This is a genomic window from Carboxylicivirga agarovorans (assembly GCF_050589845.1).
GTDB classification, from domain to species: domain Bacteria; phylum Bacteroidota; class Bacteroidia; order Bacteroidales; family Marinilabiliaceae; genus Carboxylicivirga; species Carboxylicivirga agarovorans.
On record NZ_JBNGPA010000057.1, the window covers coordinates 1 to 17,636 of the forward strand.

At 34.3% G+C, this 17,636-nt stretch carries 16 protein-coding genes; all 16 read left to right on the forward strand.

Annotation, left to right across the window (positions count from 1 at the left end; genetic code table 11):
- The first annotated feature begins 313 nt into the window (after nt 1–313).
- The 16 genes from ACRD69_RS24560 (at nt 314) to ACRD69_RS24635 (ending at nt 17,548) form a co-directional block, all read left to right on the forward strand.
- Entirely contained in the window at nt 314–1,153 is an 840-nt protein-coding gene (locus ACRD69_RS24560; RefSeq protein WP_430817783.1) for a site-2 protease family protein, read from the forward strand.
- Between the two features lie 256 nt (nt 1,154–1,409).
- The gene (locus tag ACRD69_RS24565) at nt 1,410–2,423 is read left to right on the forward strand and encodes a T9SS type A sorting domain-containing protein (protein WP_430817784.1); all 1,014 of its coding nucleotides are present in this window, start codon (nt 1,410–1,412) and stop codon (nt 2,421–2,423) included.
- Nucleotides 2,424–2,734: 311 nt separating this feature from the next.
- Nucleotides 2,735–3,232: a hypothetical protein gene (locus tag ACRD69_RS24570; RefSeq protein WP_430817785.1), complete on the forward strand. Its 498-nt coding sequence runs from the start codon at nt 2,735–2,737 to the stop codon at nt 3,230–3,232.
- Between the two features lie 21 nt (nt 3,233–3,253).
- Nucleotides 3,254–3,637 (forward strand): hypothetical protein, encoded by a 384-nt coding sequence (locus tag ACRD69_RS24575; protein ID WP_430817786.1) that lies wholly within the window; start codon nt 3,254–3,256, stop codon nt 3,635–3,637.
- Nucleotides 3,638–3,671: 34 nt separating this feature from the next.
- Entirely contained in the window at nt 3,672–4,493 is an 822-nt protein-coding gene (locus tag ACRD69_RS24580; RefSeq protein WP_430817787.1) for an energy transducer TonB, read from the forward strand.
- Between the two features lie 324 nt (nt 4,494–4,817).
- Entirely contained in the window at nt 4,818–5,732 is a 915-nt protein-coding gene (locus ACRD69_RS24585; RefSeq protein WP_430817788.1) for a carboxypeptidase-like regulatory domain-containing protein, read from the forward strand.
- 203 nt (nt 5,733–5,935) lie between these two features.
- Entirely contained in the window at nt 5,936–8,239 is a 2,304-nt protein-coding gene (locus tag ACRD69_RS24590; protein ID WP_430817789.1) for a glycoside hydrolase family 95 protein, read from the forward strand.
- 239 nt (nt 8,240–8,478) lie between these two features.
- Complete coding sequence (locus tag ACRD69_RS24595; RefSeq protein ID WP_430817790.1) at nt 8,479–9,204, forward strand: hypothetical protein; 726 nt, start codon at nt 8,479–8,481, stop codon at nt 9,202–9,204.
- A gap of 199 nt (nt 9,205–9,403) precedes the next feature.
- Nucleotides 9,404–9,886, forward strand: coding sequence for a hypothetical protein (locus ACRD69_RS24600; protein ID WP_430817791.1), 483 nt, complete (start codon nt 9,404–9,406; stop codon nt 9,884–9,886).
- Nucleotides 9,887–10,172: 286 nt separating this feature from the next.
- The gene (locus tag ACRD69_RS24605) at nt 10,173–10,544 is read left to right on the forward strand and encodes a hypothetical protein (RefSeq protein ID WP_430817792.1); all 372 of its coding nucleotides are present in this window, start codon (nt 10,173–10,175) and stop codon (nt 10,542–10,544) included.
- An 89-nt stretch (nt 10,545–10,633) separates the two neighbouring features.
- Nucleotides 10,634–11,260 carry a transglycosylase domain-containing protein gene (locus ACRD69_RS24610; RefSeq protein WP_430817793.1) on the forward strand — a complete coding sequence of 209 codons (627 nt, stop codon included), beginning with the start codon at nt 10,634–10,636 and terminating at the stop codon, nt 11,258–11,260.
- A gap of 337 nt (nt 11,261–11,597) precedes the next feature.
- Nucleotides 11,598–12,662, forward strand: a complete 1,065-nt coding sequence (locus ACRD69_RS24615; RefSeq protein WP_430817794.1) for an energy transducer TonB — start codon at nt 11,598–11,600, stop codon at nt 12,660–12,662.
- Between the two features lie 194 nt (nt 12,663–12,856).
- On the forward strand, nt 12,857–15,097 hold the full coding sequence (locus tag ACRD69_RS24620; RefSeq protein WP_430817795.1) for an alpha-L-fucosidase: 2,241 nt from the start codon (nt 12,857–12,859) through the stop codon (nt 15,095–15,097).
- A complete protein-coding gene (locus tag ACRD69_RS24625; RefSeq protein ID WP_430817796.1) occupies nt 15,084–15,626 on the forward strand; it encodes a hypothetical protein in 543 nt (180 codons plus the stop codon). The genes ACRD69_RS24620 and ACRD69_RS24625 overlap by 14 nt, the downstream gene beginning before the upstream one ends.
- Nucleotides 15,627–16,532: 906 nt before the next feature.
- Nucleotides 16,533–16,988, forward strand: coding sequence for a hypothetical protein (locus ACRD69_RS24630; RefSeq protein ID WP_430817797.1), 456 nt, complete (start codon nt 16,533–16,535; stop codon nt 16,986–16,988).
- Nucleotides 16,989–17,152: 164 nt separating this feature from the next.
- A complete protein-coding gene (locus ACRD69_RS24635; RefSeq protein WP_430817798.1) occupies nt 17,153–17,548 on the forward strand; it encodes a hypothetical protein in 396 nt (131 codons plus the stop codon).
- The last annotated feature ends 88 nt before the right edge of the window (nt 17,549–17,636 follow it).

Consider the following 17,636-nt stretch of genomic DNA (forward strand, 5'->3'; position numbering starts at 1 on the left):
AAGAGCCTGAATAAGTTATTGAAAAAAATGATCGTCAAACGGCATAGTCTTTTAAACTCTCAAAACTTAAGCCTAATTTTAACTAATAATGTGGCAGCTTAATAGTTTTTAGACAGACTGCCGTTGCCAGTAATTCCCCCTACAAACCTGTAGTATTGATTTAATAATAAGGTAATCAATACTTTAATATCTGAAGCTAACGTAAAAGCGCGTATAGGAACTATGCTGGAAATGATAAAATTGACTAAAATATAAACAACTGAAAATCAGTGACTAATTTTTACGTTAATCAGAATTTTAAAGAAACTAACATATGATATTTATAGCAATAATTATTTATGCATTGTTTAACCTAATGCCAAAGTTGATTCTTAAACAGAAATACAACCAGTTGGAACAAAATTTCAGTTGGAAAATTCCGATTATGAAACTATCTGGACTTGTTTTGAGCTTTTTGTTGGCATTTCTATTGACATTTGGTGCTACAATATCCAGCAAAGACAGATTTATTGAAAACAAGAATGCAATTTATGGACTAGAATTCAATAATGTAATGGAAGAAATTGGATTTCGTGATAGCATGAAAATAATATCCATAAATAGTCAAGAGATTGGAAGAGTTACTGACATTCTTAAAACCATTCTTCTTACTGGTGGTGAAATTGAAGTTATTGTAGAAGAAGATGGAATTAAAAGTAAAATTACAATAACTGAATCTGATATAGTTTCAATAATTAACAGTTCAGACTCTAGAGCAATTATTCCAATAATGTATGGTTCTAATGGTAAGAATAAAATTATTGTATCTACGGAAGACTATAAATTCTCTGATGTACTTTTTAGTTATAGAATGCTTTGGAAACAGGCAATTAAATTAATTAATCCATTTCTATCATCAGCTCAAGAACAAGGTGGCTTTGTAAGCATTTCAATGATTAAAAGTTTAAAGGGTTATTTATTCGTAATATCATTAAACTTGCTAGTCATAGGAATTATAAACTTATTGCCACTGCCTGGCTTTAGTATCGGTAATTTGTTGATTTCAATAATCGAGAATTTAAGAAAGAAAACATATAACAAAAGAAGGAAGCGAATATTTAGCTGGATTTCAATATTTCTTCTAGTAATGGTATCTGTTATAAGTCTATTATAAAAAAACTACTGGCAACACGCTAGTATAAAGCATATGGCGTTCACAATATAATGGAGCTTTGTCAGGGAATTTGAACAGCGCCAAATCTTTGATTTGGCTTTAAAATGAAAAGATAAGAACAAATAAAAGATTTGGCTCAGTGGGGTTTTGGAAGGTTTGGTTCGTTAAATCGCCATACGCTTCATCTAGCCAACCGTTATGGGCAATTAAAAAGGTTAACAAACCATATAGAAAAATAAAACTATAATTGAAAATCATGATTAAAAGACTATTGTTATTATTTTTATCACTCTGTCTTGTTAATATACTACATTCACAAGTGCCAGATTTAGAAAGAGAGGCTTTAATAGCATTATATAATTCAACTGATGGAGACAATTGGGAGAGTAATACTAATTGGAATACATCAACTCCTGTATCTGAATGGTTTGGTATAACTGTAGTTAATAACCATGTAACAAAAATAGATTTGCCTAGCAATTTTCTTAAAGGCACACTTCCTTCAGAAATAGGAAATCTTATAATGCTAGAATCATTAAACTTATGGATTAATAATTTAACAGGTTCAATTCCTGAGGAAATAGGTAATTTAATAAATCTGACAGAACTATTTCTTGACACAAATGAATTTACAGGGCAAATCCCTGCTTCTCTGTCTAACCTAACTTTAATGACTAACTTTTGGTTGGATGACAATCAACTTTCTGGAGACATTACAGACTTCTTCTCAAGTTGGACTAATTTGGTATATTTTGGTATTGGAGGAGGCAATAATTTTACAGGCTCTTTAGATTTAAGTAATAACCAATCATTAATTGCGTGTTGGATTGATAATTCTAAAATTTCAACATTGAATATTAAAAACGGAAATAATTTCAACATTCCCAATGATCATTTTAAAGCTAATAACAATCCTAATTTAACTTGTGTAATAGTTGATGATGTTCAATATAGCACCACAAATTGGCTAAATATTGATGAGAGTTCACTGTTTCTAGAATCTTTATCAGAATGTTCCTCTACTAGTATTGACAATAGAAATTATCAAGCAAAAAAAATATATCCAAATCCTACTAAAGGAATGATATATATAAGAACAAGTGAGGTTATTCGAGAAATTAGGATATATAATTCTTTGGGACAATTAGTCCAACAGACCAAAGATTTAAATTGTGTTGACTTATCAACTTTACCGAGGGGGCTCTACTATCTTTATGCTGAATATGGGAATAGTAATATTAATGAAACATACAAGATAATTAAAGAATAAAAGCCCATAACAAGCTGCTATAAAGTATGCCTGGGTGAAGCTTGATTTGGAAGGTGAGACTCCCGAGCAAACTGAGGTGAAAACAAGAAAGCGAATATAACACACGCAGATCTGCACACTTCATGCAGACCGTCCGTCAGACTGTCTAAAAAGCTGAATTTCTAATTTTAATACTCGGTTAGGTATCCTTAAAAAGATTTCAAATATTGAATCCTAAGAAGGTTAAAAATAGTTTTTAGACAGACTGCCGTTGAGGCCAATTCCCCCAAATGTAAAAAAATGATGTTAAAAGCTCCAATGCACATTAATACATGAAGGCAAAAAAAGTTCTAATTTCGACTATATCTATGTTATGTATTTATACCTCACTTTTCTCTCAGGTAGATAGATTAGTCATTGAATTGCCTTTATTCATGAAGGTTAAATATGATACGATTAATTATGTGCGTCAAATAGCATTTTGCTTTGACAGAGATTCTATGGAAATAGAACTTCCATTTAAGGAGTTTGAAAATGCGAAAGAGTGTATAATTTTAGAGACCAAATTGACAAAAAAGGAATCGTACAATTATAGATATCAAATGTATAAAGAACAATTCCCTAATAGTACTATTGTAAAAAAATTATTAAAGAATGAGAAGTGTTGGATTGAAGAAGAGTATGAAAATCAAAAGTTAATAAGTAGAGATACCCTTTGGATTAGAAACAAACATGAATTTAAAGAATCGTACGAATATATGGTTCATGATGATGAAACAGGTGAATACATACTGGTATTAAATAGATATTACGAACTAACGAAGAAATAACTGTCCCCAACATTAGAAATATTGGGTAACATTGAAGAAGGTTATTCAAAACCTGATTTGGATTTTCAGGTAATAAATAATACAATTCAAAACTATGAAGTTTCCTCATCGAGTACATATGACTATTACCGAATAGATTTGTCTCTTAATAACAATGCAAATTATAAGATTGCGTGGTCGTTTTATGGTCAATCTCAAACTAATATCAAGCTAACTTTGCCTAATATTTTAAATCTACTGAACTTGGGAATGGAAGAACCGACATTAAATAATTTTATAGTATTATCGTCAAGTATTATAAAATTAGAAGGTGTTAAATCTTATAAAAAATATATTGTCTATGTAACTTCACCGACCTCCAAACAAGAAGAAGCGATTGTGAAGTATGAATCTTTTAGCAAATAAACTACTTACAACAAGCCATCATAAAGCTTGAACTATGAAACATTTATTCATAATCCTTGCATATATTCTTATGTGTAATTTAGGATTCAGTCAGAAAAAAGAGATTAAGTATTATGGCGCAAATAATAAAGTAGTTGAAAATAAGGCAGCAGCAAATTATTATTTGAATATAAAACGCTCTAAGAATGGAAAAACTCTTTGCCAGAAAGTTGTCATTAAATCTAATTCGGAATATGAGGTTGAGCAATGGACTGTAAAATCAGTTAATGATAGTACAATATCAATTAAATCTCAAAGAAAAAATCTAATATCAAGACGATTTTTAAAGCAAGATTCACTATTTGTTTTTTGGGATTTAGACAACGAAGGTAATATCATACAAGAAGGAAGATCTCGTGCTGTATTTCCATTACACTTAGAGGGAGAAGTAAGAAAATATTATTCTTCAGGTCAATTAAAATCTACAGAAGTATATGAAAACAATCAATTATTGAGTAATGAGAATTGGCTAGAAAATGGGGATAAGTATTTTAATAATATATTTTATTCTGTAGACATAATGCCAGAGTATCCAGGAGGAGAAGAGCAGCTAAGGAGGCATATAGCAACTAATATAAATTTACTTGAATGTGTTTATAAAGAAAGAATTCAAGGTAAAGTTATTATTGGGTTTGTCATTACAGAAGAAGGAAGTCTTGAGGGCTTAATTGTCGAAAAGAAGGTACATTCAATTTTAGATAATGAAGCTTTAAGAGTTATTCAAGATGTAAGTCATAAAAAATGGACTCCGGGAATACTGAACGACAAAAAAGTAAAAGTCAAATATTCAGTACCGATTAGTTTTGTCTTACATTGAAGCCTAATAAAATACCTAAGCAACACGCTGCAATAGCGCATTTCTGGCATCGAGTATTTTGGAAAGTTAGTAGATTCGGCAACCAACGCCAAATCGCCGATTTACGAACAATGTGTTTGCTTTTCATAGCTGTTCATGATTTTCAATTAGTTCGCAAGTGTTGATATTTAATGGTGCTCTGAACTTACGTTTGAGTTTTAGAAACGAAAAGATAAAAACAAATAAAAGATTTGGCGCTACACAATTTGGAAAGTTTGTAAGGATAAAACTCCATGTGTTTCATGCGGTAGCCATTGAGTTGCATATCCCTAATACTAAATGCCAATGAATTTAAGACAGATAATAACATGTGTTTTTTTAGTAAGTTCTTTAACTGTTTTAGGTCAGGTAAAAATCATAGGAACAGTTCTTTGCAAAGAAGATAAGTTGGCATTGCCTGGAGTAAAGGTTGTTGAAAAAGGGACGCAAAATGAAACAGTAACAGATCTTAAAGGGGGTTTCACATTGGAATTATCAGATCCTAATGCAACTCTTGTTTTTATATTTATTGGTATGGTTGAAAAAGAAGTCGACCTGAAAGGCCAAACAGAGATAAAGGTTTTAATGAAATCAGACTGCCTTATGGATACTTTTGACCATCAATATATAGGTCTTTTAACTAGTAGTGGTATTATTAATACTCCCATTGGAGGGCAGTTTGAATTTTCATTTCCAGCTTTTTTTAAATCCACAACTTTAAAGACTGCAATAAGCTATCAGACTAATTTAAAAGAAAATGAATTTCTAGATTCTGAGATCGAATTTGACCATGTCATATTTGAATGTGATTTTCAGATGGACTTAAAATGTTATTATAGAAAGGTTGCATTTGATAATGATTTAAACTTTAATGCTTATTCCCTGGAAGCTAACTTTATTTTCAGTGCATTAAGTTTTAAAAATGTATACAACGTTGGGCTTATAACTGGATATAGTGAATTGACTTTTCAGAGCAGTGAAGTAAATAATAAGAAAATTACATCAGGACCAGTAATTGGTGTAGTGGCAGATATAGGAAAACCTATTTATTCAAATGTATTTGGAAAGATCTCGGTTTATAATGATATGATTGAATATCAAAGTAGGATAAGGTTTGACTATAAAAAGATTGCTGCTTTTGTTAAGTTTTACAAATTAGAGTCTTATAACGAATTAAGCATAGGAGTAGGATTGAACACATCATATTTTTTGAAAAAATAACGCAGCCTAACATACCCCAGTAAAGCATAATACAGTAGCGCATATTGGTTTAGCAGACTCCAGCAGATTGTCTGGTCGTCATGCGGCAGGTCGTTAACATTTATTGTCTAAAAGCATTTAAATCACAAGAATTCATGAATAGTAAGAGAACACTTTTTTTTATTTCAGCAATTGTCGCATTAGTATTTATATTTTGTGCTTGTATGCCTAAAAAAGAAATCAAAGAGGATATACTTTGGTATAGCAAGCCTGCTGAAAACTGGAATGAAGCCTTGCCGCTGGGTAATGGAAAATTAGGGGTGATGGTCTTTGGCAATACATCTGGTGAACGCATTCAATTAAATGATGATTCCATGTGGCCGGCCGATAATAAAAAATGGAATGAACCGGAAGGAAATAAGGCGGATCTTGAAAAAATAAGAGCTTTATTATTTGAAGGAAACATGGAAGCTGCGGATAGCCTTTTTGTAAATAAGTTTTCACGTAAAGGCATTGTTCGGTCACATCAAACATTAGGCGATTTGTTCATAGATTTCGGACATCAATTAAATATCACCGACTATCGAAGGGAACTTAACATAAGTAAGGCAATTTCAAAAGTTTCATACAAATCAAATAATAACCATATAACCGAGGAAATATTCGTTTCGAACCCACATAAAGCCATCGTTATTAAACTGGAGTCAGCCGCGCAGGAAGGACTTAATGCCAAAATCAGGCTTGACCGGCCTGATGATAATGGATTTAAAACTGCGACGGTATTTACTAGCGATGACAATACACTCGTTATGCAAGGGGAAGTAACTCAGCACGGTGGGAAATTTGATTCCAAAGACTTCTCAATTAAAGAAGGAGTTAAGTTCGAAACCAACTTAAAAATAAATCACGAGGGAGGTATGGTTTATCGTGGTGAAAACTTTCTTGAGTTGAAGAATGTAAAAAAAGCGATTCTGTTTATTGTTTCTAATTCATCTTTTTATTTTGATGAATACAGCAAACAAAATAAAGCTGACATGCAGGTGGTTAGCTCAAAGAGTTATGAAGAGTTGAAAAATGAACACATAAAAGATTATCAACACCTTTATTCAAGAGTAGACTTTGAACTGACTGGTGACAGCCTCGATTCCATTGCAGTAGACCAAAGAATTGAAAATATTAAGGCTGGTGGAGTTGATACAGGATTAGAAAAATTGTTGTTTCAATATGGGCGTTATTTACTTATTTCATCTTCCAGAGAAGCAACCAATCCAGCTAACCTGCAAGGATTATGGAATGAACATATCGAAGCACCATGGAATGCGGATTATCACCTGAATATTAATTTACAAATGAATTACTGGCTTGCGGATGTGACCAATCTTGGTGAACTAAACCAACCATTATTTGACTATATAGACAGGCTGGTTGAAAATGGTAAAGTTACCGCAAGGAAAAATTTTGGGTGCAGTGGAACATTTATTCCACACGCTACCGATTTATGGGCACCTACATGGTTAAGAGCACCTACGGCATATTGGGGGTGCTCGGTGGGAGCAGGTGGTTGGTTAATGCAACATTATTGGCAACATTATGAATTCACCAGGGACGAACAGTTTTTAAAAGAAAGAGCTTTTCCCGCTATACAAGAGGTAGCCAGATTTTATAGCGACTGGATTATTGAAGATCCAAGAGATGGAACTTTGATATCGGCACCTTCCACCTCACCTGAAAACCGCTACTATAATGAAAAAGGTGATCAGGTAGCTACTTGTTTAGGAAGTGCCATGGATCAACAAATTATTTATGAGGTGTTTGATAATTACCTTAAAGCAAGTGAAATTTTACGAATAGATAACGATTTCACGAATAAAGTGAAGAAGCAATTAGCTCAATTACGGCCGGGTTTTGTTTTGGGGGCTGATGGCAGAATTCTGGAATGGGATAGAAGCTATGATGAACCAGAACCAGGCCACAGGCACATGTCGCACCTATATGGCTTTCACCCTGGCAATATGGTGACAAAAGCCAATAATCCGGAGATGTTCAACGCTGTTAAAAAGACTTTGGATTACAGGTTGGCAAACGGAGGTGCAGGAACAGGGTGGAGTAGAGCATGGTTAATCAACTGCAGCGCCAGGCTTATGGATGGAGAAATGGCACATAAACATATTCAATTGTTGTTTAAAAAATCAATTAGTAACAACCTCTTTGATATGCATCCTCCGTTTCAGATAGATGGGAATTTTGGCTATACAGCAGGAATTGCAGAAATGCTTTTGCAATCCCATGAAGAAAATATAATTCGTGTTTTACCGGCATTGCCCAAACTTTGGAAAACAGGTCATATAAAAGGCCTGAAAGCCAGAGGTGGTTTAACAGTGGATATTTTTTGGAGTGATAATCACCTGGATAAAGTAACAATTAAATCCAAGTACGATTCCAACTTCAGTTTGATATATGGAGATAAGGTAGTCCCTATCGAAATAGAGAGTGGAGAAACATACGTTCATGAAACTATACATAACTAAAAAGCAATAAACTGCTAACAGTGTTTAAAAAGAATAGATGGAACAGTAGTAATCCCAGGAGTTATATCTAGCTTCAACTTTCTTGCATTTTGACAGGCAAATGTCGCGCAATCGTCTACTATTGTTATACTCACTGTCAGCCCTTATTATAAAACTTTAGCGAACGTTAAAACATGAAGGTTATTATAATCCTTATTGTACTGGTGTTTCTTTTTTCATGCAAATCTGAACAGGATTACATGTTAAAACAAGCTCAGATTGATTCAACTTTGGTAAAGCGCCTGGAAGAGAATCTGGAAAATGCATTTAAAGAAAAGAAAATCGAATCACTTGACTCTTTTCTTTTAGATTGGGTTAACAGATATGACTTTAAAAAGAAGATAAGTGACCCGATTGAGCATGATGTTTATGAAGTTTTTAAAACCATTTATAAGAGAACTAATATTTCAAAGCTTGAACCATCTTGGGGGAGTGATGATTTTATACAAAACTATATTGTAGTTCAAAGTAGTGTTCCTTTTTTTGTCAAAGGCTGGAACTATGAAAATATTGAAGATGACAATTGGCCAACTATATTTGATTTAAAACCGAATATTAGTGACATTCATTCGTCAAAGCTATTGTATCTTACACCTGAATATGAGCTAGCTATCCGAAAATTTATAAAAAACAAAGAAGGTTATGCATACGATGAAGAATTATTCTATCAGTTAGAAAATGAAAGAATAAAATTCTTAAAGTATAGATTAATAGTGAATTACGGTGGGTATAGGTTTGAAGACCACATTCCATATCGATTTTGGCATTTGGTTACTCATCCAAAAGTCCAATTCATCGAGTTTAATAAAAGTAGAGATTCTGCTCAAGTTTTTATCTATAAATATGGAGACGAATACATTGTTGATTTATTTAGGCAAGATAATACCTGGACATTTGTCAAATCATATTTGGAAAGCGTAGAATAAAATAACAAGGGCTAACACGCCGCACATTACCCATTGCTGGGAAGCAGAGCTTTACTCGAGCAGATTGGCTTCGCCGATTCTCTCTCGTCTTCTATGACAAATAATCTTAATACAAACCTGTTATAGCGCCATGCGGCTACCCCTTGGCTAACAATTAAATTCGGTCAAGTGTTAAATGTTTGATATTGAAATTTTACACATGAGAATACAAATTAAGACAAAGGAATACTTGGCTTCAATGGTTCTAATGTTGTTAAGTGTTGTGGCAATCGGACAAAATAAAGATGCATTGAGAATAACGTCACTTGTGAATGAATCCTGGCTAAGTATTGAAAATGCGGAGTACGAAAAAAGTCGCAACATAGCTGAACAGATATTAAAAATTGATGAAGATTATTGTTTCGGGTATATTCTACTTGGAACCATTTATGCAAAATATGCAAACGACAGCTCTAACAAGAACAATGTTGAAAAGGGGATAATTTATTGTTTGGCAATTGACATGTTTGAAAAGGCTAAGAATGTAAACCCAAAGTGTGCAGAGATTGCAAATGAGAACATTGAAATTTATTCAAATTATCTTGTGGACAGGGAAAGCGTTTTTATTCATATAAAAGAAGGAGAAGAAGTTAGTATTGACGACTGGATAAAGCGAAGAACTAAATTTCGATATAAGGACTAAATAACAATAACGGTAGCCAACACGCTAATATATTGGACGTTAGTTGGTGGTTGACAACACCAAATCCTTGAATTTTCAACCCTTTGTTTATTTTTAAAAGGTGTTCGAGATTTTCAATTGGTTCGCAAGTGACGATTTAATAAGGGTGCTCATGAACTTACGATTGAGCGTAAAATTGAAAAGATAAAAACTAATACAAGGTTTGGCTCGGAGAATTTTTGGGAGTTTGGTTCCTTAGATCGCCTAAAGCTTCATCTAGCCAACCAACAGCGTTAATTTAGTTCAAATGAGAAGAGTTTCTATATTATTAGGAATAACTGGTTTATTGTTAATTCTATCATCTAATATCAATGGTCAATCCAATAGGTTAATACAAATTGTTGATTCAATTACTACAAGCAGTTTAACCTATGAACTGGACACTAACTTGACGAATGTTATTAAACCTCAACCATTAATAATGATTGATGGTCATTTGACAAGTAAAAGAGTGTTAAAGCATATTCGAATAGAAGATATAGTTTCGATTCATTCTCTATCAGATTCAATAGCTTTTCAGACTCTGGATCCAAAAGCATGGGGAGGAATAATAATAATTCAAACAAATTTAAAGAATCGAAAACTAAAGAAAATACTAAGGCTAAATAAACACATATAATTCATTGCAGGCTGCAACACACTTTGGGTCGAGCAGATTGGCTTCGCCATAGAACCATATTTTGACCATAATACAAACGCAATATTCGAATGAAGACTGTTCTTAAACTATCGGTAGGTTTATCTTTAATTCTAATACTATTAGGACTATATGGTTATTTTCATATAAAGAATAGTTGGAAATCATTTACTTCGGAATCAATTTTAATTAAGCTAACCAAGGAAATAAAAAATGCAGAACCTCTACCTGAATTGTTTTATGCCTTATACAATACAGAATATCCAAATTGCTTTAAATACAATCATCGAAGACATTTGATAAACAGTTTATTTATAGACGAATATTCGTCCCCCCCCAGTCATAATGTTGCCAGACTTATTGGACATTCAATCAAAACAACCATCAATAGTGAAAAGCAAAGACGTGATTTTTTATTTTATCCCTACTCATTGACCTGGGAAATAGAAAAATCAACAAATCAATATGAATGTTTGAATTGGCTTGCGCGAAATTGTGATTTGGTGTATAACAAGAAAGGAATTGAAGATGCTGCAATATTTTTTTATAAAGACACATTAACAGACTTAGATTCAATAGAAATGGCCTCTATGGTTTTAATGATGAAAAATCCAGCTTTCTACGATCCGATAAGAAGACCAGAATTTGTAAAGGAGAAGTCTTTAAAACTAATCGAGAAGCTTAGAAATATTGAATAACAGCAAGTTCTATGGCCAAAAAAACCGCTGTAGAGTATATAAGGCAAGTAGTGAGTTTTGGTAGGTTTTAAGCTTCTGTAAACGCTGCCAAATTCTCTAATATTCAGCATTTTATTTATTTTTAATAGGTGTTCGAGATTTTCAATTGGTTCGCAAGTGACGATTTAATAAGGGTGCTCATGAACTTACGATTGAGCGTAAAATTGAAAAGATAAAAACAAATACAAGGTTTGGCTCGGAGAATTTTTAGGGAGTTTGATTCCTTAAAATACCTAACGCTTAATCTAGCCAACCGTTGCATAAATAACGTTACTACATTATAAACTGAAATATAGAAATGAAAAGAATCTATTATTTATTCACTTTAATCCTCCTATTCGGAATTAATAGCCAGGCACAGGATACTTTACTGCTTAACCAGGCTGGGAAAATCACAATTAAAGGATTTGAGTCATTTTATCGAGAATGTAATTATAATTTAGAATCTAAAAAGCCAGAAGGAGAATTTAATGACTATTATGCTGTATCATCAAATATTTACGCAACGGGTTCTTATGTGAATGGAAAAAAGAAGGGAATATTCTCGATATATGACATAAATGGAAAAAAGAACTATTCGATTCGTTATAACGACAATTCACAAATTGACACAATTACAATTTACGAAAACGGAGAACGAACTAAATTAAAGTTTAGCGAGGCTAATAACGAATTGGCATTCTATGAATTCAATGATTCATTAAATAATAACTTGTTGAATGAAGGAAATGGAACGATTTCTTATAATACGACTGATTTTTCTATCTATGGACAGGTGAAAAATTTTAGACCAAATGGAGATTGGGAAATAGTAACTCCTGATTTTACAATTATTGAAAAATTCAAGAAAGGTGTTTTTATTTCCGGTATGGGAAAACAAGTAAATGGTCAGGAATTTCAAACAGTTATATCAAATATCAAATATTTTTTAGTAAATACTGAATATCTGGAAAATACAGAAAAGCTGTTGATTTCTGATTTTTATCGCAAACGGGATTATCCAAAATTGCATGAAATTTTTACTCCAAAATGGAATCTGCATTCTCAAACAGAAGGTGGATTTATAATCGTGGAAGACCAAGCAGGTTTTCCCGGGGGAAAGGAGAATTTGATAAGCTATATACAATCTAAAATTGTTTATCCAAAGGAAGCTCAGGAAAATAATATTAAGGGAACAGTGATTGTTTCATTCACAATTGATATTGATGGACAGGTTAAGAATCCTGAGATAATAAAAAGTTTAGGTTATGGTTGCGATGAAGTTGCACTTGACATTGCTCATGATATGCCTGATTGGATTCCTGGACAACAAAGAGGAAAACCTGTTCCGGTGACCTTTAAGATTCCATTGAGATTTGAATAATTACACAGCCTGACAACAAATAAACCTAATGCGGAGTAATTTGCTAAAATTGAACTTTAAAGCATTTTACAGAAGGTAAGCTTAAGACTGCCCAATAGTGGTAAATTAGAACATATGTATACTATCAATATGAAATACTACCACTAGTTTAGTTGCTACAAGCCATCAGTTAACAGAAATTAAAATTTCCGCATATGAAAATGATCCTCCTCATGATGTTTTGTTTGTTGTTCGTGTCTTGTTCTAATCCGGATGGAACAAGCATGCCAGCATCCGGTACCAAAGAGATATCACCATTCGATAGTAAGGATTCCATTATTCTTAAAGCAGCTCATGTGGTGCCGACAGCTAACCAGTATGCGGCATTGAAAAATGAGTTTATCGCTTTTATTCATTTTGGCCCCAATACCTTTACGCGAATGGAGTGGGGGAATGGGAAAGAAGACCCTTCTGTTTTTAATTTACAAAATCTTGATACCGATCAGTGGTGTGAAGCCATGAAAGCGGCGGGCATGAAGATGGTGATATTTACCGCTAAGCATCACGATGGCTTTTGTTTGTGGCAGTCGAGATATACCCAGCATGGTATCATGTCATCGCCATTTATGAATGGAGAAGGTGACGTTATGAAAGATCTGGCTGCATCATGCCAGAAGTATGGTTTAAAACTCGGCGTTTACCTTTCGCCAGCCGATCTTTTTCAAATTGAAAGTCCCGATGGCCTGTATGGTAACCTAAGTGAATATACACACCGGGTTATTCCACGTGAGGTCGAAGGCCGACCCTTTGAGAATAAAACAACTTTCACCTTCAGGGTCGATGACTATAACGAATACATGCTAAATCAACTGTTTGAATTATTAACCGAATACGGACCGATTGATGAAGTATGGTTTGATGGTGCTCACCCCAAACGAAAAGGTGGACAAACGTATAACTATGCAGCCTGGAAAGAACTCATCCAAACATTGGCTCCCAAGGCTGTTATTTTTGGTCGGCAGGACCTGCGTTGGTGTGGAAATGAATCAGGAGGCACACGTGATGCAGAATGGAATATTATCCCATACCAGGATGATCCCAATCAAATGAATCATTTTGCCGATATTACCGGTGAATCAATAGCCGAAAGAGAGCAGCTCTATGCAGCAAAATACCTGCATTATCAACCCGCCGAGACGAATACCTCGATCAGGGAAGGATGGTTTTATCGTGATGATACAGATCAAAAGGTCAGAAATGCAGATGATGTGTTTGATATATATGAGCGATCGGTGGGAGGTAACTCTATTTTCCTGCTAAACATACCACCCAACAGGGAAGGTAGGTTTTCGCCCAAAGATGTGGAAGTATTAAAGGAAACGGGTAAACGTATTAAAGAAACCTATGCTGAAAATTTGTTCCTCCATGCCAAAGGGCCTGCCAATATTCTGGATCATGATGATGACAGCTATATTGTACTGAGTGAAGAAGATAAATCATTTGTTATCACTACCCCCGAAGAGATAACCATTAATCGATTCCTTATTCAGGAAGCTATTACAACACATAGTGAACGCATTGAAGAGTGCGCGTTGGATGTATGGGTTAATAAGGAATGGAAAGAGGTAGCTACCGGAAGAAATGTGGGTTACAAGCGCATTTTACGTTTCAGGGAAATTACAGGCAGTAAGTTCAGGTTCAGGGTATTAAAATCGCGTTTTCAACCTGCTGTTTCCAATGTGTCGGCTCATTATTACCAAACACGGCCACCACAACTTGAGATAAGCAGAGATGTTAACGGTCTGGTATCCATACAGCTTAAAGAGCACCAATTCAGATGGAAGCCACACGGAGAAAATATTGCTGAGAATTTATATGGTGATTTTGAGATCAGGTTCACCAAAGACGGAAGCGAGCCATCACGAAGCTCGGCTGTTTATACAGAACCATTTTTGCTGGAAAGTGGCGAGATAAATGCCCGTGCTTATATAAAGGACCAAACGGGCTCTGTGGCTTCACGGTTATTTGGTGTTGTCAAAAGCAATTGGAAACTGGCAGGTGTTGATAGTGAGCGCAAAAATCATGGTGGAGCAATGGCCTTTGATGGGGATAAGAATACCTATTGGCACTCTGAGGAGAATAGTTCAGGACATTATATCGCTATTGATTTAGGGAAAGCCTGCGAGATAAAGGGATTTACATATACGCCACAACTGGCACATTCAAAAGGCATGATACAGAAAGGAAAGATTTCAACCAGTATGGATGGTCAAACCTGGACGTTTCTGGACGAGTTTACATTTGGTAACCTGGTTAATGATCCGGGCACGAGGCGACATATGTTTTCAGTACCCGTACAAACCAGGTATGTTCGCTTGGAAACAACTGAAATAGCCGCTAATGATAAATCCGCTTCAATAAGTGAAATAGACTTTCTGAACGATGACCGAAATTGATATACTTATCAAACAAAAACTATTAGGCAAGACGATATCAACTATTAGACTATTTAATATTAATGACGATTACTATGCCTTTTATGAAGATTCTCACTGGGTATTTGATGGTGGGATTCAGTTCTGTATAGATGATGCCATAGTTTGCTGGGGCTATGATTATGAGAAAGAAATGATGGAACTCTCTTTTGATAAGGAGATAACAGATAAACTTGAAGGGACTAAGCATTATCAGGTTGATTCAAAAAATATCAAAGGTATATCTGAACTACAAGGTGCAACAATTAAGGATGTGAGTATAAAATGGGAATTCTATCAAAATATAGATGAGAATTTTGAACCCTATGGAGATAAAATTTACGCGCCCATTGAAATCGTTCTCTATTTTGATTTCAATATGACTTTACAGCTAGCACTAATTGATTTTGAAATAGATGAACAAGCATTCAAAATGGTTCAACCAACATATGATTTAGAGGGCGAAATGCTATACAGTTTCAATAAGCAAATAAAAATAAACGAACTTTAGCTGGGCATTTAGCGCAAGTGTTCGGTATCAGCTGCTCATTTCTTTGGTATGTCTTGCCACTTGCATGCAAACACCTTCGGTACGGCACCGACCCCGCTTCCGTAATTGCTCGATGCTTGTTCGGTAATCCTTCGGTAAATCTTCGCTTACACGCGTAGCCGAAGGATTACCGAAGAACTAGCGAAAACGAGTAGAAGCAGGCCCGAAAATGCCTCGAAATTGACACGATAGACCAAAAAATGAACTGAAGATGCACTATTTTGAGTGTTTTTGGCTCAAATTACGTTAATTCTCTAACGTTTAATAGTTAATGATATGGTGATAAAACGCACTGGAAATTCCATAATGCTCACATAATGAGATGATCATGATGTTTTTCAAATTACAATGCATGCATTGTAATTGACTGGGGCATTCAGTGTTTGTATGTTTGTGAAGAGCTTAAAATGGAAAACCTAAAAACACAACGATTATGAGACTCAACAAAACAATACCAGGCTGCCTACCTCCAGAACATCATCGTGGATTACCCTTTTCAGGAGGGAAGTACAGTCACAGACCGGGAACTGTCGAATTGATAGCTAAGCTGCTCATAGCTGGCTGTCAATCTGCCATAATTATAGCCCAGGGCAAAGTGTAGCGACAAACGGGGTTTCTACACAAGCATAAACCCCACTGCAACCCCGGAAGGATTAAGATCTTAGTATTCTTAATTATTTCAGCAGAAGAAATAACAGGTAAGGGGATGACTGCAAGCTTAAACTAATAATTACATAAGTTGACTTGCTGAGGAACATGCAAGGATATAAAAAGTCTCTACTCGCCAAAATTTGTGATTACGACGAACAATTAAAGTAGCCTGTGACAATTATAAAGTTTGAAGAAGTCTTACCAGAATAAAAAATAATGACAACTAGTAAAGAAATATTTAAATATTTACTTGATATTATTTCTACCAAAACTGGGGAATCAAAGGAAAAGCTTCATTTGTATACAACAATTAATATTGATTTAGAAATTTATGGAGATGATTGGGATGAACTGATGTGGCCTATTCTTGAAAGATATCCGATAGAAGAACATTCAACTTTTGAATTTAAAAGACATATGGCACCTGAGGGGGATTTAATTTTACCTTTTCTATTAGAGCTAGTTTTAACAATTCCTAAGTTTATAATAGGAGCAATAATTTACCCCTTTAAGAAAGAAATGGGGCTTAGAATATTTCAAAAACGTATTTTTGGTATTCTCGAATATGATGAACAACCATTATATATAGCAGATATATACAATTCAATTCTAAAGGGAAAATGGGAGTATGCAAAGGATTCTAATCTTGAACTTAAAGAACTAATTAAATAATTAATGGAGGCAATTGTTTTGACCAATACTATATAGGCCATAGAGTTTACTGTCAATATACTAACAACGTGGTCTAACGAGTAATTTAAAAGAAGGCTTTGCTCTGGAGGTTTAGGGTAATTCAGCTGCCTCGCGATCTTAAGCACAAGCAAAAAACGTAATACATGAAGAGATCTTTCTATACAATTATTTTAGCGACATTAATTCTTGCGAGCTGTTCTTTTCACAAAGAAAAAACGACAGATGATAGTAATATTCTGACAGACATAATTGATTTAGAGCTAGAAAGAGAGAAGTTAAGCCCACTTGAAAGTGTAAACAAAAGAGACACGTTGATTATAGAGTTTGAAGGAAGTGAATTTGGAGAATGGGGTGGTCTCAAAGAAACATTTTTTTTTCAAAGAAACGCTGACAATATTATAGTTGCTCGTTTTTTGAGAGATTCTGTTTCTTTTGATACTAAGGGAGATAATGGAGCTGGAATATTTGACCATTCTAAGAGAAAGATTGCACAAGACACATGTTTGACGTCAAAACTTATTGGACAAATTGAAGCTTAAAATTAAGAGATACTTTTAGTTCTACAAACAGCTAAATCATGATGATAATGATGAGCTGTTGGAACTGTTGTAAACTCAAAGAGTTTTC